Origin of the sequence: Acinetobacter sp. NRRL B-65365, from assembly GCF_001605865.1 — a bacterium.
GTDB lineage: Bacteria > Pseudomonadota > Gammaproteobacteria > Pseudomonadales > Moraxellaceae > Acinetobacter > Acinetobacter vivianii.
In genome coordinates this window covers 163,377-182,230 of the sequence record NZ_LRPD01000006.1, presented here as the reverse complement: position 1 = coordinate 182,230, position 18,854 = coordinate 163,377, and the positions used below count along the sequence as shown (strand labels likewise).

General features: G+C 38.3%; 18 protein-coding genes. 12 read left to right on the top strand and 6 right to left on the bottom strand.

The features are described from left to right. Together AWW72_RS04375 and AWW72_RS04370 are read left to right on the top strand one after the other, a co-directional pair. Positions 1–566: YqaJ viral recombinase family nuclease (locus AWW72_RS04375; RefSeq protein WP_502686073.1), on the top strand; the 566-nt coding region annotated here is incomplete at its 5' end. A gap of 146 nt (positions 567–712) precedes the next feature. After that, positions 713–1,612: a recombination directionality factor gene (locus AWW72_RS04370; RefSeq protein WP_004801544.1), complete on the top strand. Its 900-nt coding sequence runs from the start codon at positions 713–715 to the stop codon at positions 1,610–1,612. Positions 1,613–1,715: 103 nt separating this feature from the next. Here AWW72_RS04370 and AWW72_RS04365 read toward each other — a convergent pair whose 3' ends face one another. The 3 genes from AWW72_RS04365 to AWW72_RS04355 all read right to left on the bottom strand — a co-directional run bounded on the left by AWW72_RS04365 (position 1,716) and on the right by AWW72_RS04355 (position 3,329). Continuing rightward, complete coding sequence (locus AWW72_RS04365; protein ID WP_004722342.1) at positions 1,716–1,985, bottom strand: hypothetical protein; 270 nt, start codon at positions 1,983–1,985, stop codon at positions 1,716–1,718. Between the two features lie 14 nt (positions 1,986–1,999). Further along, entirely contained in the window at positions 2,000–2,881 is an 882-nt protein-coding gene (locus tag AWW72_RS04360) for a CopD family protein (RefSeq protein WP_004801541.1), read from the bottom strand. Between the two features lie 67 nt (positions 2,882–2,948). Further along, entirely contained in the window at positions 2,949–3,329 is a 381-nt protein-coding gene (locus AWW72_RS04355; RefSeq protein WP_004722340.1) for a copper resistance CopC family protein, read from the bottom strand. Positions 3,330–3,610: 281 nt separating this feature from the next. Here AWW72_RS04355 and AWW72_RS04350 point away from each other — a divergent pair, with 281 nt between their 5' ends. Next, a complete protein-coding gene (locus AWW72_RS04350; protein WP_005144782.1) occupies positions 3,611–5,974 on the top strand; it encodes a heavy metal translocating P-type ATPase in 2,364 nt (787 codons plus the stop codon). Positions 5,975–6,052: 78 nt separating this feature from the next. On the opposite strand, the gene AWW72_RS04345 is transcribed toward AWW72_RS04350, so the two are convergent. Both AWW72_RS04345 and AWW72_RS04340 read right to left on the bottom strand, forming a co-directional pair. Beyond that, positions 6,053–7,429, bottom strand: coding sequence for a heavy metal sensor histidine kinase (locus AWW72_RS04345; RefSeq protein WP_004801537.1), 1,377 nt, complete (start codon positions 7,427–7,429; stop codon positions 6,053–6,055). Next, a complete protein-coding gene (locus tag AWW72_RS04340; RefSeq protein ID WP_004722337.1) occupies positions 7,419–8,102 on the bottom strand; it encodes a heavy metal response regulator transcription factor in 684 nt (227 codons plus the stop codon). The genes AWW72_RS04345 and AWW72_RS04340 overlap by 11 nt, the downstream gene beginning before the upstream one ends. Positions 8,103–8,252: 150 nt before the next feature. On the opposite strand from AWW72_RS04340, the gene AWW72_RS04335 reads away from it, so the two are divergent. The 3 genes from AWW72_RS04335 to AWW72_RS04325 all read left to right on the top strand — a co-directional run bounded on the left by AWW72_RS04335 (position 8,253) and on the right by AWW72_RS04325 (position 11,531). After that, a complete protein-coding gene (locus tag AWW72_RS04335) occupies positions 8,253–8,603 on the top strand; it encodes a hypothetical protein (RefSeq protein WP_004801531.1) in 351 nt (116 codons plus the stop codon). Positions 8,604–8,692: 89 nt separating this feature from the next. Further along, positions 8,693–10,660, top strand: coding sequence for a multicopper oxidase domain-containing protein (locus AWW72_RS04330; RefSeq protein WP_062846547.1), 1,968 nt, complete (start codon positions 8,693–8,695; stop codon positions 10,658–10,660). Beyond that, the gene (locus AWW72_RS04325) at positions 10,647–11,531 is read left to right on the top strand and encodes a copper resistance protein B (RefSeq protein WP_004801527.1); all 885 of its coding nucleotides are present in this window, start codon (positions 10,647–10,649) and stop codon (positions 11,529–11,531) included. Before AWW72_RS04330 ends, AWW72_RS04325 begins: the two co-directional genes overlap by 14 nt. A 49-nt stretch (positions 11,532–11,580) precedes the next feature. On the opposite strand, the gene cadR is transcribed toward AWW72_RS04325, so the two are convergent. Then, positions 11,581–11,985: a Cd(II)/Pb(II)-responsive transcriptional regulator gene (gene cadR / locus AWW72_RS04320; protein WP_004699715.1), complete on the bottom strand. Its 405-nt coding sequence runs from the start codon at positions 11,983–11,985 to the stop codon at positions 11,581–11,583. A gap of 84 nt (positions 11,986–12,069) precedes the next feature. On the opposite strand from cadR, the gene AWW72_RS04315 reads away from it, so the two are divergent. The 6 genes from AWW72_RS04315 (at position 12,070) to AWW72_RS04290 (ending at position 18,842) form a co-directional block, all read left to right on the top strand. Continuing rightward, complete coding sequence (locus AWW72_RS04315) at positions 12,070–13,350, top strand: cation efflux transmembrane domain-containing protein (RefSeq protein WP_004699717.1); 1,281 nt, start codon at positions 12,070–12,072, stop codon at positions 13,348–13,350. A gap of 10 nt (positions 13,351–13,360) precedes the next feature. Beyond that, positions 13,361–13,618 (top strand): FeoA family protein, encoded by a 258-nt coding sequence (locus tag AWW72_RS04310; RefSeq protein WP_004699719.1) that lies wholly within the window; start codon positions 13,361–13,363, stop codon positions 13,616–13,618. Further along, positions 13,608–15,437, top strand: coding sequence for a ferrous iron transporter B (gene feoB / locus AWW72_RS04305; RefSeq protein WP_004699721.1), 1,830 nt, complete (start codon positions 13,608–13,610; stop codon positions 15,435–15,437). The genes AWW72_RS04310 and feoB overlap by 11 nt, the downstream gene beginning before the upstream one ends. A 125-nt stretch (positions 15,438–15,562) precedes the next feature. After that, positions 15,563–15,967, top strand: coding sequence for a hypothetical protein (locus AWW72_RS04300; RefSeq protein WP_004699723.1), 405 nt, complete (start codon positions 15,563–15,565; stop codon positions 15,965–15,967). Positions 15,968–16,047: 80 nt separating this feature from the next. Continuing rightward, positions 16,048–17,352, top strand: a complete 1,305-nt coding sequence (locus AWW72_RS04295) for a TolC family protein (protein WP_005144794.1) — start codon at positions 16,048–16,050, stop codon at positions 17,350–17,352. Continuing rightward, on the top strand, positions 17,352–18,842 hold the full coding sequence (locus AWW72_RS04290) for an efflux RND transporter periplasmic adaptor subunit (protein ID WP_004699726.1): 1,491 nt from the start codon (positions 17,352–17,354) through the stop codon (positions 18,840–18,842). Before AWW72_RS04295 ends, AWW72_RS04290 begins: the two co-directional genes overlap by 1 nt. Positions 18,843–18,854 lie beyond the last annotated feature (12 nt).

Genomic DNA, 18,854 nt, shown 5'->3' with positions numbered 1-18,854 from the left:
ATGGCGTGCCTTTATATGTGCTGTGTCAGGTACAGCATCAATTGGCAGTGACAGGTAAACAGGCAGCGCATATTTGTGCCTTGATCTGTGGGCATGAAACCAAAATCTATAAAGTGACTCGTAATGAAACTGTGATTCAGCACATCATTAATGCGGAACGTCATTTCTGGCAATGTGTCGAAACAGGTATTCCACCCAGTGTAGATGCTTCGGATTCAGCAGCTAAAGCCTTGCAACAACTTTATCCTGAACAGATTCCATTAACAGTAGAAGACCTGACCCAAAATGAACAAGCTAATTATTTGTTTAATCAGTTACTAGAGGAGCGACATAAAGTTGAACAACACCAGCAGTATTTTGATGAACTGAAACATCAACTACAAATGATGATGAAAGAAGCAGAGCGAGCGGTATTTACAGGTGGTTCAGTCACATGGAAGAAATCACAAGACTCAATCAGCCTAGACAGTAAATCATTGCTTAAACAGCATCCTGAATACCTACAGCAATTTCCCCAAACCAAAGCAGGAACACGACGCTTTCAGATTTATCCGAATGGTGGATAGGGCTGATACCCAAGTAACCCATTTCAATTTAACTAACACCCCAACCAACTGATCCCATACCCCAAACAAGTATGGGATTTTTTATGCCCAAAATTTATTTATCCAAATTTAAACGCCATTTCAACATCTATATAGAGTACATCATCATGATTAAAGGTTTAGCTATTACCCCACCTGTGTTGGGGCGTATCAGTATCGGCAAAATTGTCGAAAAGAATGGAAAACGTCTGCCTGAAAAAGATGATCAATTTACCATTACCAGCCAAATCCAAAATAAAGATGGGTGGGTCAAACATCCACTGGATGAGCAACTACGTGCCAAAGCGCCCAATCAGAACCAAAAGCTGAGAAGCATTCCAGTCCGCATGATCTTCAATGATCCCGATCTCAACTTAAGAGCAGAGTACAGCCTATTTGACCGCCAAACTGGACGTTTAATCTGTTCAGGCAATGGCGAAAGCTGTCAGCGACTCGGTCAAAATGGCATTGAACAACATCCTTGTCCATCCCCTGATTTATGTCCATTGGCACAGGGTGGATTATGCAAGCCCTATGGCAGACTCTACGTCAACTTAGATGAATCAGATGAGTTTGGTACTTTCATCTTTAGAACCACAGGCTTTAACAGCATCCGCACTTTGGCAGCTCGACTTCGTTACTATCACGCAGCATCGGGTGACTTACTTTCTTGTTTGCCATTGCAATTGACCTTGCGAGGTAAAAGCACCACACAAAGTTACCGTACCCCGATCTACTACGTGGATCTGACTTTACGTGATGGCACAAACCTGAAAGATGCGATTAGTTCAGCCAAACAGATGGATGAACAAAGTAAGACAGCAGGGTTCTATCAGGAGGCTTTGGATCATGTGGCACGGCAGGGTTATGGTAATGCCTGCTTTGAGGTGGGAGGTGAAGAGGGTTTGGATATAGTGGAGGAGTTTTACAGCGTTGAATCTCAAACAGAGCATCAGCAAACGCATGATCTCACTCATGTTCAAGATATTCAGAAAGGCTTACAGCAGTCGGTTCAAGCTCTGAATTAAATACTGTTGGGGGCTAAGAAGCCCCCAACAGTAATATTGCTACTATTTTTTATTAAAAAATTTGAACTACTTATTGAATCAATAAACATTACTTAAGTATCGTTTATTTGGAGGGCGGTAGTACGTTAGGCTTTTGTAACATTAATCCATTTATAACTTTTTGTTGTCTACTATCTTCATTACGTAGTTGTTTATCTTTAGAATGATGGTCTTTATTCTCTTCGACTTTGGTGTCGCCATGATTATGATCAGTGATATTACGTAATTCGGTATCATCTAAGGAGCGAATCGTTTTTGAAGTGCTAGGTTCAGCCCATGATGTCGTATTCAAAAAAATGAAAAATAATAAATTGTACTTCATCCATGAAGTCATAGCGTGATCCTTTTTTACTCAATACCGACTACAGTGGTGATATAACCAGTGGCTAAAAGAATTGATAGGCCTAATGACATCTCAAATAAAATGGCATAGCCCAATTGTTTCGCAAATTTCGGGTCTTGTAAGCGAGGTGTGAAATACCATTTGTTAAAGGCTGCTAACAATAAAATACTTAGGACAAATAATATTTTAATAATAAATCCATGCCCATAAGGTGTATTGATTAGAGTATTAAAATCTTTAAAGAGTAATAAAGCAATACTAAGACCACAAGCGATGAGTATTCCTACAATAAAGGCTGCTATTTGCCCAAATAGATGCATACGTTCTTTAAGTGGTAAGCCATTAATTTTTTTGCTTGTTTTCCATAATGGATAAAGCGACCCCATCCATAAGGACATTACAAGTACATGTATTGATAACAAAGCTTGAGCGAATAAGGGTAAATTCGTGACGTGTCCGAGTTGTGAAAAACTTAAAACGATTGGTGTGAGCAGTATGGTAAAGATTGCTCCTTCAGTTTTGGAAATATCAATCGTCCCTTTACTAAGTTTGACTATCATAAATATGAGTAAAAGTGCAAAACTGATTGATCGAATGATAGAGACATGTCCAGTAGGAGTATTGACTAGTATATTTATATAGTTGCTATCCCACATACCTGAAAGGCCAGTGTTGGCAAAACTTCCTATAAGAATGAAGAAGCCGAGAACACTTGAAAAAAGGCCTAAACCTGTACCAATAGTCATGTATTTTAGAATAGTCTCCTTGATTTCAACATAACGTCCAAGTAAGAAATAGCAGAAAGCACCGCCAATAACAAATGCAATCCCTAAATATAAAATGACTTTAACCAACCATGTTGCATATATCCAAGTCTCAGGAATCATATTTTTCTCCCTTTATTATAGCAACATGCCAGCAAGCTGCTGGCATGTTGACTATTTTCACTCATTGTTATTTTGCCGATTTAATAGTGAAATTATATTCACCATTCATGTTATGGCCATCGGTACCCATTGTGGTCCAAACCACCGTATATTTTCCTTTTTTTAGTTTTGGAACCGCTACGTCAAATGATTTTTTCATATCATGAGTTATTTGGTAGTTCAAAGGGATATCCTTACGTTGGGCATCAAGTAACTTAACGTTCATTAGCATGACTTCTTCACCAAAATTGAGTGTTATGTTTTTTGGTTGACTTGCTACAGAAGCATTGATCGCAGGAATTGCACTTTCAAGTTTCACGTGTGCAAATGCACTTGAAGCAGTAACAATCAGTGTTGCACCTACGAGAGTGTTACGTAGAGCTGACATTTTATTTTTGAAAATTTTCATTTCTTCATCCTCTTTAAACTAATCTTGGGCTCAGTAATGACCGAATGAAATGCATCAATTGGTTGCTTGGTCATCACCTTTCTCATGCTTATTATTAAAGGATGAGAGAAACATCCCGATGACTTCAAAATTACATTTTTGTCATTTTAAAAATTAAAAAACCACAAGTGGTACACTGGCTTTAAAGAAAACAATGATCACTAAACAAACTAATAAGAGGGAGTCTATTTCCATCTTAATGAAATTATTAATTTAAAAAATTAAATATGAAGGAGGCTTTTATGGACCATCATCATGAAAACAAAGTACTCAATAACAGACTTACTGACCCTGTCTGTGGTATGACAGTTACAGAAGCATCCAAGTTTTATGAAGAAGTTAAAAATAGAACTTTTTACTTTTGTAGTGAGAAATGCCACATAAAGTTTAAAAGTGATCCTCATTTTTATATTACTAAAGTTGAGAATGTAGTTACGTTAAAAGAACCACAAAAGAGGGATGGTGAGGATTCAAATGAAGTTAATCAGCCTGCTCATGTTAATACCTTCACGATATACACTTGTCCAATGCATCCTGAAATTAGACAGAACCATGCGGGAAATTGTCCGATCTGTGGTATGTCGTTAGAGCCTTTACTTCCTGACTTAGATGACGCTGATGAAAACCCAGAACTCAAGAATTTTAAGCATAGATTTTGGTGGACCTTACCGCTAACCATTATTGTAGTTTTCTTAGCAATGTTTGGTCATCAATTGAACTGGTTCGAAATGCAGGTGCAAAGCTGGATGGAACTGGTACTGACTTTACCAATTGTTTTGTGGGCAGGAATGCCATTTTTTGTGAGATGTTGGCAGTCAATCTGGAATCGGAGTCCAAATATGTGGACCTTGATTGGAATAGGTACAGGAGCTGCTTTTATATACAGCCTTGTTGGAACAATAGTACCTCAAGTATTTCCAGACTCATTTGTATCTATGGGGCGTGTTGCTGTGTATTTTGAGGCGACCGCAGCGATTATTTCTCTCACATTGTTAGGTCAAGTGCTAGAGTTAAAAGCACGTTCCCAAACTTCAGCGGCAATTAAATCCCTACTTGGGCTAGCACCTAAAACAGCAAGAAAAATCAGTGTTGATGGTATAGAAGAAGATATTCCACTATCTCATGTACACGTAGGCGATTTATTACGGATACGCCCCGGTGAAAAAGTTCCTGTTGATGGAGTCATTACAGAAGGTTCAAGCTCTGTAGATGAATCGATGTTAACTGGTGAACCTGTGCCAGTTACAAAACGTGTGGGTGATCAAGTCATTGGTGCAACAATGAACATGAATGGTTCATTGGTGATGCGATCAGAAAAAGTTGGATCATCAACCGTACTTTCTCAAATCGTGCAAATGGTTGCTCAGGCTCAACGTTCAAAAGCACCTATGCAGCGGATGGCGGATCATGTTGCAGGACGATTTGTTATGGGGGTTATAGGTATTGCTGTTCTAACTTTTTTGGGGTGGGGGCTATTCGGACCTGAACCTAGTTGGGTTTATGGATTAATCAATGCAGTAGCTGTTTTAATCATCGCATGCCCATGTGCTTTGGGATTAGCTACGCCAATGTCAATTATGGTAGCAACAGGGCGAGGTGCATCAAATGGAGTACTTTTTCGAGACGCTGCCGCAATAGAGAATCTACGTAAAATTGATACATTGATTATTGATAAAACAGGAACTTTGACAGAAGGACAACCATCATTCAATAAAGTAGTAGCCACTTCAGGATATGAAAAGAATGAAGTCCTCCGTTTAGCTGCGAGTTTAGATCAGGGCAGTGAGCATCCTTTAGCAAATGCAATTGTACGTGCCGCCCGTGAGCGAAATCTTACTTTAAGTAAACCTACTTCATTTGAATCAGGTTCAGGTATTGGTGTTAATGGAGAGATAAACGGACAAAAATTAGCGCTAGGCAATACGGCACTGATGAAGCAATTAGGGATATCTGTTAACACTCTTATTCCACAAGCAGAGGTATTAAGAGCTGAAGGTGCCAGTGTTATGTATTTGGCAGCCGATGGAAAACTGCTAGGTCTTCTGGCAGTTTCAGATCCAATCAAAGCAAGCACTCCAGAGGCCCTTTTATCGTTGGAAGACTCAGGTTTAAGAATCATCATGGCAACAGGTGATGGGCTAACTACAGCAAAATCAGTTGGGGCTAAGTTAGGAATTAGTGAGGTTTATGGTGAGGTTAAACCTGCTGATAAATTAGATTTGGTCACAAAATTGCAAAAAGAAGGGAGAATTGTTGCTATGGCTGGTGATGGAATTAATGATGCACCAGCCTTGGCTCAAGCTGATATTGGAATCGCAATGGGCACGGGTACTGATGTAGCAATGAATAGTGCCCAAGTTACATTAGTAAAAGGTGACTTACGTGGTATTGAAATTGCTCGTTCTTTATCAGAGGCAACTGTTAAAAATATGAAACAAAACTTGATGTTTGCTTTCCTCTATAATGGATTAGGTATCCCTTTGGCTGCTGGTGTACTGTATCCATTTACTGGCTGGTTACTCTCGCCTATGATTGCTGCATTAGCAATGAGCCTAAGCTCAGCATCGGTAATTGGTAATGCCTTACGATTACGTCATCAAAAATAATCACGACTTACCACTCATTAGCGTAAGTTAATGAGTGGTAAGCATCATTAGAATGAGTGCTTAATAACCGAGATATCACTAATTTTTAAAGATAATTTTAAAAGAAATATGTCCCTCGTTATAAGTCGCTTGAATGGAAGCTCCATGCACATCAAGAATAGATTTGGTAATTGCTAAACCAAGGCCAGTACCTTCTTCAACTCTCTGTCTAGATACATCTGTTCGATAAAAACGATCGAATAACCGATTAAGTTGTTCTGATGATAGTGGGGAGCTTTCATTTTCAATGATGAATGTTGTTGTATCAAAGTTTTGTTGGCATGTGATTTTGATGACCGAATCTGATTTGCCATATTTAATTGCATTCGATAACAAATTACTTAAAGCGCGGCGTAGCATTAAAGGATCACCTTTTATACTACCTGAACCACTCTGTTCGAGTGACATTCCCTTTTCAGCAGCGATAGCATCATAAAAATCAAATAATGCTGAAACTTCTTTAACTAAATTAACCTGTTGTAGGTTAGGTAAATGTAGACCATGTTCTGCTTTTGCCAAAAATAGCATATCAGAGACCATGCGAGCTAAATGCTCAAACTCTTCTAAATTTGAAAATAGAACTTCCTGATAAGTATTAATATTTCGACTACGAGATAAACATACTTGAGTTTGAGTCATCAAATTGTTAATAGGTGTTCTTATTTCATGAGCAAGATCAGATGAAAAATCTGAAAGTTTTTCTACTGCGGCTTCTAGCCGATCTAACATATCATTAAAAGCGACAGCCAGTGATTTAAGTTCGGTTGGAGTATTTTCGACTTCTAAACGTTCAGAAAGATGTTGGGCTGAGATACCCTCTGCTACTTTTGCCATTTGTTGTACTGGACGTAGCCCTCGCCATGCTGCGAACCACCCTAAGAACATTAAACAAATTGTACCCACAAATCCAATGTATAAAAGTTGACGTCTAAAGTCATTTAAGAAATGTAGATGCTCAGAGGTATCGATTCCAACAATAATCTGAGCTGATATAAACGAGTCATTATGATCAAAAGTCTTTTTATAAATTAAGCCACGATAAGTCTTATTTTTAATTTTCCATTCAAGCCATGGATCTTGTTTTGATTTGTTGAGTGCTTGGGGATGAATTACTGATGGTGCTGAGCTAAAAATAACTTGACCTGTTGGACGTTCAATCTGAACAATCAGATCGTGATGTCCAATTAAGGCATCTTTTAAATATAAATTTAGTTCTTGAGAGTTAGATGGGTTCTGTTCAAGTAGATTCTCTATAAGTTGAATTTTGCCTTCTAATTGAGTTCGGTCTTGAGCTTCAAAATGATGCATTACGAGCTTGTGAATAACCAACCCCATAATCATTAAGATGATAACAGTAGAAAGAGAAAAGATGATTGCTATACGAAAGCTGATTGCATTAAACAATTTACGAGTCATCTTCTACCTCTAAAACATACCCCATTCCACGTATGTTCTGTATCAGCTTTGGGCTAAAATTACTGTCAATTTTACTGCGCAAACGTTTGATAGCGACTTCTACAACGTTGGTATCACTATCAAAATTCATGTCCCATATTTGAGAGGCAATGAGCGTACGAGGTAATATCTCACCACGTCTACGCATAAATAATTCCATCAGCGCGAATTCTTTAGCTGTTAAGTCAATACGTTGCCCAGCGCGAGTGACGCGGCGTTTACGAAGATCAAGTTCAAGATCAGCAATTGTAATAAGGTTACTATCTTCTTTTTGTTGTCCCCGTCGGAGTAAGCTTTTAATTCGTGCTAATAACTCAGCAAAAGCAAAAGGCTTGACTAGATAATCATCAGCACCTAAATCCAAGCCTTTCACACGATCTTCAATTTGATCACGTGCTGAAAGAAAAAGAATAGGCATAGTTTTGCCACTTTTTCGGATATCATAAATGATATCCCAACCATCTAGCTTTGGAAGCATCACATCTAAAATGATGAGGTCATATTCTTCGGAAAGCGCTTGATGTTTACCAGATAATCCATCCGTTACCCAATCCGTTATATACCCAGCTTCAGATAGACCTTGTTTAAGGTAGTCACCGGTTTTTTGTTCATCTTCAACTAGTAAGATTCTCATTGATAAAAATCCCATATCACTCATTAAGAACATAATAACGTTATAAATACGTGATTCGTTGTAGATTACAAAAATGTCATTTTCATGTCACATAGATGTTTAGTGAAGGCCTTTAAGGTATTTACATAAAGTTAATTTTTGGAGCAAAACATGAAAACTCTATTCAGCCGTAGCTTAACCACTCTTATGTGTGTTGGTACTTTAATTGTAGGAACTCAGTCTTGGGCAGCAGATGTGAAACAAGGAACTACAGTTGTGTCTGAAATTAAAGCCGATTCAAAGACGCAAGAGAAATGTCAAAAACCTTGTAATATGAAGAATGATGATAAAACCCAACAGGATCATAGTCAGCATGAGCATGGTAACATGACGGATATGTCTCAGATGGATCATTCTAAGATGATGAATATGGGGCAATCTAAAATGAGTAATATGGATAATTCCAGTATGATGAACATGGACCACTCAAAGATGAACATGTCAAATACATCAAATAAATAACAAATACGATAAATGAAAGATCGGGGGAAATTAAAGCGAATAATAGGTTTGCTTGATTCTCCCATCCTTATATTAGATAGGTGAAATAAATGTCTACAAAATTAACGCATGTCCTTTTAATAGGAGTCGGTTTATTTTCATCAACTTGGGTTGTGGCAGCAGTTAAAGAATATGATTTAACAATCGCTGAGCAAACGGTGAATATCACAGGTAAGCCTTTAAAACGAATTACGGTTAATGGGAAATTTGTTGCACCTCTTCTTGAGTTTGAGGAAGGTGATGATGCTATTATTCGTGTCCATAACAAGCTAAAAAAACAAGATTCTTCTATTCATTGGCACGGGTTAATTCTACCGGGCATCATGGATGGCGTACCCGGATTTAATCAGTTTGACGGTATTGCCCCTAATAAGACCTACGAATATAAGTTTAAGGTACGCCAAAATGGTACCTATTGGTATCATTCGCATAGTAAAGGTCAAGAACAAGAGGGCTTGTATGGTCCGTTAGTCATTTACCCCAAAAATAGGACACCTTTAACTGTAGCTGAGAAAACAGATAAGGATTATGTCGTATTACTTTCAGATTTTCATGATTCAACTAGTGATAAAATCATGAATAATCTAAAGAAAGAAGCTGACTATTATCAGAACCGTCGTGAAACTGTTTTTGATGTTTTTAAACAAATTAAAAAAGATGGTTTAAAAGCAACATGGCAAGACCGTTCGATGTGGAACCAGATGCGAATGCTCAAGACAGATATGTCTGATGTGACAAAATATACTTTTTTGATGAATGGTAAGACTCCAGAACAAAATTGGACTGGTAATTTTAAGACGGGTGAAAAAGTACGTCTTCGGTTTATTAATGCCTCAGCAATGTCATTCTTTGACGTCAGAATCCCTAACTTGAAAATGACGGTAGTCAGTGCAGATGGGCAACCAGTGAAACCTGTTCCGGTTGATGAATTCAGAATAGGGACGGCTGAAACGTATGATGTTATTGTAGAACCCAAACAATCAAATTATCAAATTGAAGCAGAATCAATTGATAGGAGTGGTTTTTCAGTTGGTTCCTTACATGATGAGAATACTCCTCCAATAAATCAAATCAAAATGCCGAAGTCACGTCCTCGTTCTTTATTAACTATGGAAGATATGGGGATGGGGCATGATATGTCTTCTATGGCGGGCATGAATCACGACATGTCTTCAATGAAAGGCATGGATCATGATATGTCGCCTATGACAGACAGCTCAAAAGATCAGTCAATGTCTGGAATGAACCATGACATGTCTTCAATGAAAGGCATGGATCACGATATGTCGTCTATGACAGACAGCTCAAAAGATCAGTCAATGTCTGGAATGAACCATGACATGTCTTCAATGAAAGGCATGGATCACGATATGTCGTCTATGACAGACAGCTCAAAAGATCAATCTATGTCAGGTATGAACCATGGCATGCAAATGACTACATCTAATGCACCTACACAAGAAAAGAATGGTGATGTTGTATATGGCTGGGCAAATGCTTCAACACCTGTTGGTCAAAAAGCACTTCAATATAGTGACTTACAATCTTTAAAGCCTCAACCAGATACTCGTGCCCCTGAACGTGAAATGGAAATCCGTCTTGGTGGGAACATGGAGCGCTATATTTGGACAATTAATGGTAAGAAGTTTAATGAAACAGAACCATTCAAAGTGAAATACGGGGAACGTATACGCTTGAAATTTGTGAATGACAGTATGATGGCTCACCCAATGCACTTGCACGGTATGTTTATGCAGCTTGAAAATGGTCAAGATCCAAGTAATATGCCAAATAAACACACGATCATTGTGCCACCGGGGAAAACAGTTACAACTTTACTTACTGCTGATGAATTGGGTGAATGGGCTATCCACTGCCATTTGTTATATCACATGGCAGCTGGAATGATGAACAAACTCATTGTGGCAAATGTAGATAGCAATGATGATGATACGAAAAGTATCGTTGCCCAACCTCAAACTAGCCATGAGGGAGTGAATCAACATGCACATCACTAAACAGTTATATTCAAAAACAATTTTATCTGTTGCTTTAATTGGCTTAGCGGGTATGGCATTTGCGAATGATAATTCGACTGAAAATCTAAATAAGAGTACGTCAAGTATGAGTGTGCTTTTACGCGAATCAGGCGGATTAGGCTATGTTGAACGTAATACTGATCAAAAGTCTTCAAACAGCAAAGGGTCTGAAACTTTAGCTTTTAGCCAAAATCATATGAACGAGCATGGTGGGCAAATTTATCAGACAACTAAATTTTCCAATGAGTGGATAGTTGATAAAGATGGAAAGGGCAGCTTAGGTTCGAGTTTCGAGGCATTGATTGGAACAGATGAAAATCGAATGTTTGTTGAAGCTAATATGAATAAAGCGGAGAGTAATGATCCCAAATATGATGTATCAGCTCTTTACAGTAGAAATGTTGCACCATTTTGGGATGTACAAGCTGGGGTAAGGTATAGTGAGGACAAAAATAACCGTAATAGTAATCGCATTGATGGCGTTATTGGATTATTAGGCCTTGCACCTTATTTCTTTGAGACAAAAGCCTACCTTTATGGTGGTGAAAATAATTTTTGGGGAGCCAGTTTTGAGTTTGATCGAGATCTATTACTCACTCAAAAGCTAATTACTCAGCCATATATTGCAGCAGATATTGTGTTTAATGATAATTCTGATTTTGCTACAAAGTCAGGTTTGTCTGAGTTAAAGACAGGTCTAAAAACTCGTTACGAGATTAATAAGCGTATAAGACCATTTGTTGATGTCGCTTATCAATATGAAAAAGGACAGAAATTAACAACTTTTCAAGAAGCTACAAATTCTGAAAAGGGGTGGTTATACGGGGCAGGTATTGAATTAGTTTTCTAAATATTTTATTAAGAATGAATAATGGTGATATTCCATTATTCATTCTTAATTATTTTAAACTTACGGATAACCCTTCAAGTACTTTACAAGAGTTAATTTCCAAAAAACCAGAGCATTTGCTTCTTAAATCAGAAAGTTGTTGCTTAAGCTGAATCTGTTTTTGGATATTCTGCTCTAATTGATGAATATGTTTATCAACTAAGATGTTAATAGAACTACAGTTTCCACAAGGTTTGTCTTTGTATGCTAATAAAATTTTTATTTCGTCCAAGCTCATATTCAAAGTTCGGCAATTAAGAATAAATAGAAGTCGCTCTAAGTGGTCTTTGTTATAAAGTCGATAATTAGCTTCCGAACGATTAGGGGCTAGTAATAAAGCTTCTTTTTCATAAAACCGTATTGTAACAACAGGGCAACCGGATAGCTGAGATAATTCACCAATTTTTAAGTTCATTTCAAGTCACCTGATCTATTGACTCTATAGTAGCTATAGGGATTTTAATATGCAATACGTGAAGATATGACTATAGGCACATCAATGAGTGGTTGCGGTTGTAATCAAGAAAGTTCTTGTGAAGACACTAAGCAAAAACAAAATGAATCAAAAACAGATTCTTGTAAAATTAAAGATTTAGCTACAGAAGAAAGTGAAAGTTCTTGTTGCGATAATGAGGTACAGCAAGAACCTAACCCTGATGAAAAAGATTCATGCGGTAGTAAGCAGTCGAATTCATGCTGTGGTTCGGATTCGATAACTTCACCTGAAAAGATTAGGGGGAGTGAAGATACAGCGACTTTCATCAGTGACTATAGCATCCCGAAAATGGATTGTTCCGCAGAGGAACAAATGGTTCGGATGACTTTATCTTCATTGGTAGATGTTAAGAGCTTGGTTTTTGATTTGCCGAACCGAAACCTAAAAGTTCTGCATAATGGTGAAAGTAATGAAATCACTGCAAAACTTGAAGCTCTTGGATTTGGGGCAAAATTAAATAAAACTGAAGCTTATGAAAATAAAGAACAAGCACAAGAAGCTAGTACTTTTCTGATTCCGAAGATGGATTGTTCGGCAGAAGAGCAAATGGTAAGAATGGCACTTTCTCCCTTGCATGAAGTTAAAGGTTTATCTTTTGATTTGGCGCAAAGACAGTTAGTTGTTTTCCATACCAATGGGATTAATGAAATTACCACAAAACTTGAAGCCCTAGGTTTTGGTGCAAAGCTCGTGGAAACAGTAAAAGCCACTGGGGAATTGCCTGAAACACCAGATCCGACTAAGCAGGCGAAAGTCCTTAAATTATTACTAGCGATTAATGGTGTTCTTTTTTTTATTGAGTTCATAAGTGGAATTATTGCCGCATCGACGGGGCTCATTGCGGACTCTCTTGATATGTTTGCTGATGCGGCCGTTTACGGTATAGCACTTTACGCGGTAGGGAAAGCGGCTAAATACCAATTAAAAGCAGCTCATTTTGCAGGATGGATTCAACTTTTATTAGCTTTGATCGTTATTATTGATGTTGTCAGACGTTTCATGTTCGGTAGTGAACCAGAGTCAGATTTGATGATCATTATTGGCTTCTTAGCACTTATTGCCAATGTGACGTGCTTGTATCTCATTTCTGGGCATAGAGATGGCGGAGCCCATATGAAAGCGAGTTGGATCTTTTCAGCTAATGACGTAATAGTAAATATGGGGGTTATTTTAGCAGGTGTACTTGTTGCATGGACTGGTTCAGCTTACCCAGATTTGATTATTGGTATTCTTGTTTCACTGTTTGTACTGAATGGCGCTCGAAAAATTTTGGCGTTGAAGTAGGGTGCTGACAATGAATTTATTTCAAGTAAAGCAAGACCAGACTGTAAAAATCATTGATCTTAAAAAGGGTGAACAGTATCAAGATAAAAATGATCCTGTTCTGGAGCGTTTAGAACTGCTGGGCTTTAGAGTAGGTGAATCCTTACAAGTGCTTGCGAAAGGGCTTTTTGGTGGTGATCCTGTGTTGGTTCAAATCGAAACCTCACGTTTCGCCTTAAGAAAAAATGAAGCAGAACGAATTTTTGTAGAGATTACCAATGGACACTAAAAATATTGCACTTGTTGGTAATCCTAATTGCGGTAAAACATCACTTTTTAACACCCTCACAGGGACTCGTCAAAAAGTTGCAAATTATGCTGGGGTAACGGTAGAACGGAAAGAGGGATTTTTTAAACTGCCATCTGGTGATACCGTTCGAGTATTGGATTTGCCTGGGACTTATAGTTTAAAACCGAGCAGTTTAGATGAGGAGGTAACTAGAGCAGTATGCTTTGGTGAATTAAAAGGCGAAGTTATACCTGATATTTTTGTATGTGTTGTCGATGCTACGAATCTTCATCTTCATTTAAGTCTTGTACTTGAAGTCAGGGCTTTAAACAGACCAATGTTACTTGTTCTTAACATGATGGATGAGGTTAGAAAGCGTGGGATTTCAATTGATACAACGAAGCTATCTCAGCTTTTAGGTATTCCTGTTGTTGAGTCAGTAGCTGTAAAAACAAAAGGCATTCAGGGGCTATTGACCCAATTGGATCAAAAGAATTTGTTTGTTGCCCCTTATCATTCTGATCTGAGTCACTTTGACCAAATCAAATATATTACAAAACAAGTCATCTTGAAAAATGATAATGGTGATAAACGAACGGCTTTCTTGGACAAAATATTCTTACATCCAGTTTTTGGATTATTAATATTGACCTTTACCATGTTTGTAATGTTTCAGGCTGTCTTTATTTGGGCTCAACCGTTAATTTCCTTTGTTGAGGATTCGATTTCATGGTTTGGTGGGGCGATAGGACCTCTGATTACTCATCCACTTTTAAGAAGTTTGGTCGTTGATGGTGTAATTGCAGGTGCTGGTAGTGTACTCGCGTACATGCCTCAAATTCTGATCTTATTTTTCTTTATTTTAATTTTAGAAGAATCGGGATACTTACCTAGAGCTGCTTTTTTGTTAGATAAGCTGATGTCTAAAGCTGGTTTAAGTGGGCGTTCATTTATTCCACTACTTTCGAGCTTTGCTTGTGCAATTCCCGGAGTCATGGCGACTAGAAGTATTAGCTCTGAAAGAGATCGTTTAGCAACGATTATGATTGCACCTTTAATGACGTGTTCTGCACGACTACCTGTATATGCTTTGCTGATCGCTGCATTCATTCCAAACAAGTTGGTTTATGGTTGGCTCAGTTTACAAGGTCTAGTTCTGTTCGGGCTTTACATGTCAGGAATCGTATCCGCTTTATTGGTTTCTTTATTCCTGAAATTAGTCAGAAAAGATAAAACTGAAAGTATTTTCATTTTTGAATTACCTACATACCGTATTCCAGATGTTCGAAATGTAGCTTTGGGGCTTTATGATAGAGCAACTATATTCTTAAAAAGAGTTGGTGGAATTATTGTCGCACTTTCTATTTTATTATGGTTCTTGGTAACGTTCCCTTTACCACCTGATAATCCAACAATGCCACCAATCAATTATAGTATTGCTGGACAGTTAGGGCATCTAATCCATCCAATATTTGCTCCGATTGGATTTACTTGGGAAATTTGTATTGCTTTGATTCCTGCAATGGCAGCTCGTGAAGTGATTATTGCTGCGTTAGGGGTGATCTATGCAATGTCTGGTGATGAAGATGCAGTTACCCAGACTTTATTATCTCAAATATCTGGTCCGGATGGATGGGGGCTAGCGACAGGTATGTCATTGTTAGTTTGGTTTATCTTTGCCCCGCATTGTTTAGCAACACTAGCGACCATTCGAAGAGAAACAGGGAGTTGGAAACAACCAGTCGTAATGGCTGTATATCTCTTTTCATTGGCTTATTTATTTTCCTTTATAACTTATCAAGTTATAAGTCGGTTTTAATTTAGAAGGCGGTTGTTGATATAAACCAACAACCGCTGTTTAATGAATTAGTTTAATTAATTATAGGATTGTTATTTACAGGATAATCTGTAAAACTAAAAAGGTTAAATTTTGGTCTTGATGTTATGCACTTGTTAAGGACATGCTTATCGCTGTTTTTATCTTTTGCTATCCTAATTGTAGGATCGGCAGCAGCTGCTGCATCTGTACATAGCCCATGTTTAATGTCATCTCAAGATACACAATCCATGCAAATGATGAATTCTGAAGATCATGAAAAAGCAAGTGCTATGCACATGGATTGTATGAAAGCTGAGGTAAAGATTAAGAAGCAATTACATGATCCATCATGTATGTCTAAGCAAGATTGTATTATGTCATTTTCTAAAATTGCATATACATCTACAGCGCTGGATGTTTTGCAGTCGATGATTTTTTTACCTGCGGAACAGTCTACTTTTTCTCCATTAAATCAAAATTTCATCTCATCTGATCTTTCCAATTTATGGAAACCCCCACGCTTTAACTAATTTGATGATTCTTCATCATTCATAGAGTTTTCTATGGGTGTTCTGCACGTGCGCGTGTACATCATTTTAGAGCTAAAAATATGAACTTTAATAAAGGAAAGCTGTCCCTAAAATGGGGTGGATGCTCGATTGCGACGATCTGTTTTTTCTTGAGTTATGGACATGCTTATGCCCAGCCACTGACTTTGGATACAGCATTGAAGCTTGCTGAGCGATATGCGCCTGCTCTAAGAGCTAATAGTGCTCAGATTGAAGGTGCTGAGAATATAGTTTCAGCTTCAGGTATTTTGCCCAATCCTAAACTATTTGTGGGTCTCGATAATTACCCTGTATCAGGTGATGCTGCATGGTCTGTCACACAAGAGGGGATGACGATGCAAAAGATTGGCATCATGCAAGATTTTCCAAATCGTGCCAAAAGATTAGCTGAAGTTGAATTAGCAAAAGCTGAATTGGGTTCAGCAAATGCTCAAACAGAAATTCTGCGAATTGAGTTACGTCAAAAAGTAGCATCGGCATGGCTTAAACGTTTTTATCTTGAGCGTAAACTGGCGTTATATGATGACCTTCTTTCAGAAAATGGATTGCTATCCCAGATTACACAAACACAGGTTGCGTCTGGTCGAACCATGGTTGCTAATACAATTTCCCCTAGGCTGGACAAAACTATTTTGCTTGATCAAAAAGATGATTTGCTTCGAGATATAAATAAGGCAAAACTAGAATTACACCGATTAATCAGTGAGGATTCTAGTGGTACAACTGAAATAGAAAGTTTGCCTACCCAAGAACCTATAATTAATTTTGATACATCACGTTTATATCATCATCTGCATCAACACCCTGAACTAAAAGCATTCCAAGCAGAAAAGCAAACTGTTGAAGCAAAGCTTAAGCAAGCCCAAGCCCTTCAAAAACCAGATTGGGGTATTGAGCTTGCCTATCAGCATCGTGCTCCTGAATTTGGAGATATGATTGGTGTACAACTGACAACAGAACTACCAATATTTTCAAAAAAACGTAGTGGTCCGCTCATTCAGGCAGCATTAGCTGAACAAAATCGGATTACAGCAGATCAGGAGATAAAATACCGCGACCATCTCACCATGTTAGATGAGGGGCTATCGGATTTAAAAGCTCTTGAAAGACAAATCCAACGTACCGTTCAAAGTACACTTCCTTTGGCTAAAGAAAAAGTAACTTTACAGTTAGCAAGTTATCAGGCTGGTAAAGCCAATTTGTCAGATGTCATTGAGACACGACAAGCATTACTAAATCAGCGATTACGTCTCATCGATTTACAACAACAGCAAGCAATGATCAAAGCCCAGCTCTATTTTTCTTTTGTAGAACCCACCTTAAACCATGCTGAGGAGTCAAGATAATGTTAAAAAATAAATTGGCATTTGTAATTGCTGGCTTGATTGTGGGCAGCTTGGGAGTCGGTAGTGGGATTGGATATTGGTATGCGCATCAAAATGATGAAAAGCAAACTGTAAGTGATCAGGCAACTGCTAAAGTGTTGTACTGGTACGATCCAATGAAACCAGAACAGCATTTTGATAAGCCAGGGAAATCCCCTTTTATGGATATGCAGTTAGTCCCTAAGTATGCGGATGAAAGTACTTCTGGAATAACTGAAAGTGCAGGAGTAAAGATTGATCCAGCTCTTCAACAAAATCTAGCCATTCGTTATGCCACAGTCGAACAGGCTGTAATGGGCAATACCTTGTTAACCAATGGCATATTACAAGCGAATGAACGACAGGTAGCAATTCTGCAAACACGAGCAAGTGGTTTTGTTCAGCGTGTTTATGGCCATGCAGTCGGGGATATAGTGACTCAAGGGAGTCCGATTGCTGATATTTCAATCCCTGAGTGGACTGGGGAACAGACTGAGTTTTTGGCAGTACTTAAAATAGGAGACCGTTCTCTTATTCAAGCAAGTCGACAACGCCTACAGCTTCTGGGAATCCCACCAAATGTGATCCATCAAGTCGAACGGACACATCAAGTACAGTCTAATATGACTTTGAGTGCTCCTTTGAGTGGATTCATTGACTCACTAGAAGTTCGTAGTGGAATGGCTTTAGCTATGGGGCAAACACTTGCCACCATTAAAGGCGTGAATCCAATTTGGTTAGAAGCAGCAGTGCCTGAAACGCAAATTGCTGGGATAAAGCGAGGAGATAAAATCGAAGCAACTTTTGCTGCGTACCCTCAAAAAGTGTCTGGCAAAGTCATTGATATTTTACCGACATTAGATACTACAAGCAGAACCATAAAAGTTCGTATTGAGTTACCCAATAGAGAGGGGCAACTCAAGCCCGGAATGTTTGCTTCTGTCAAATTTTCCAACAATCCTCAAAGCAGTTTAGTTGTGCCAGAGCAAGCTGTTATACGTACAGGTACTCGTAATATTATTATTGTCGCACATGAAAAAGGGCGTTTCGAACCTGTTGTTGTACAGTTAGGACAGAGTGACGGAAATAAAATAGCAATTCTACAGGGTTTGAACGCTGGTCAGAAAATCGTGATTTCGGGACAATTCCTAATTGATTCTGAGGCCAATTTACAGGGTGTACTGGATAAGCTGAACACTGGACAATCGATTACATCATCTCAAGTGACTAAGGCATCAATATACCAAGGCATTGGTAAAGTGGAAAAAGTTACAGCTCAAGACATTACCATTTCACATCATGCAATTGCTGAATTGGGGTGGGGGGCTATGACCATGAGCTTTAAACAACCAGTACAACCATTTACCCAAATTCAGCAAGGCGAGCAGGTCAGTTTTCGTTTTACACGTGTTGGGGATGCTTATGTTATTTCTGACATTTCCAAGATGTCTATGACATCTATGCAGAACTAAACGGGAGAACCA

Excerpts from the sequence above, each read along its gene's own strand:
- AWW72_RS04370 (WP_004801544.1), top strand. The coding sequence starts at position 713 with ATGATTAAAGGTTTAGCTATTACCCCACCTGTGTTGGGGCGTATCAGT.
- AWW72_RS04365 (WP_004722342.1), bottom strand. The coding sequence starts at position 1,985 with ATGACTTCATGGATGAAGTACAATTTATTATTTTTCATTTTTTTGAAT.
- AWW72_RS04360 (WP_004801541.1), bottom strand. The coding sequence starts at position 2,881 with ATGATTCCTGAGACTTGGATATATGCAACATGGTTGGTTAAAGTCATT.
- AWW72_RS04355 (WP_004722340.1), bottom strand. The coding sequence starts at position 3,329 with ATGAAAATTTTCAAAAATAAAATGTCAGCTCTACGTAACACTCTCGTA.
- AWW72_RS04350 (WP_005144782.1), top strand. The coding sequence starts at position 3,611 with ATGGACCATCATCATGAAAACAAAGTACTCAATAACAGACTTACTGAC.
- AWW72_RS04345 (WP_004801537.1), bottom strand. The coding sequence starts at position 7,429 with ATGACTCGTAAATTGTTTAATGCAATCAGCTTTCGTATAGCAATCATC.
- AWW72_RS04340 (WP_004722337.1), bottom strand. The coding sequence starts at position 8,102 with ATGAGAATCTTACTAGTTGAAGATGAACAAAAAACCGGTGACTACCTT.
- AWW72_RS04335 (WP_004801531.1), top strand. The coding sequence starts at position 8,253 with ATGAAAACTCTATTCAGCCGTAGCTTAACCACTCTTATGTGTGTTGGT.
- AWW72_RS04330 (WP_062846547.1), top strand. The coding sequence starts at position 8,693 with ATGTCTACAAAATTAACGCATGTCCTTTTAATAGGAGTCGGTTTATTT.
- AWW72_RS04325 (WP_004801527.1), top strand. The coding sequence starts at position 10,647 with ATGCACATCACTAAACAGTTATATTCAAAAACAATTTTATCTGTTGCT.
- cadR (WP_004699715.1), bottom strand. The coding sequence starts at position 11,985 with ATGAACTTAAAAATTGGTGAATTATCTCAGCTATCCGGTTGCCCTGTT.
- AWW72_RS04315 (WP_004699717.1), top strand. The coding sequence starts at position 12,070 with ATGAGTGGTTGCGGTTGTAATCAAGAAAGTTCTTGTGAAGACACTAAG.
- AWW72_RS04310 (WP_004699719.1), top strand. The coding sequence starts at position 13,361 with ATGAATTTATTTCAAGTAAAGCAAGACCAGACTGTAAAAATCATTGAT.
- feoB (WP_004699721.1), top strand. The coding sequence starts at position 13,608 with ATGGACACTAAAAATATTGCACTTGTTGGTAATCCTAATTGCGGTAAA.
- AWW72_RS04300 (WP_004699723.1), top strand. The coding sequence starts at position 15,563 with ATGCACTTGTTAAGGACATGCTTATCGCTGTTTTTATCTTTTGCTATC.
- AWW72_RS04295 (WP_005144794.1), top strand. The coding sequence starts at position 16,048 with ATGAACTTTAATAAAGGAAAGCTGTCCCTAAAATGGGGTGGATGCTCG.
- AWW72_RS04290 (WP_004699726.1), top strand. The coding sequence starts at position 17,352 with ATGTTAAAAAATAAATTGGCATTTGTAATTGCTGGCTTGATTGTGGGC.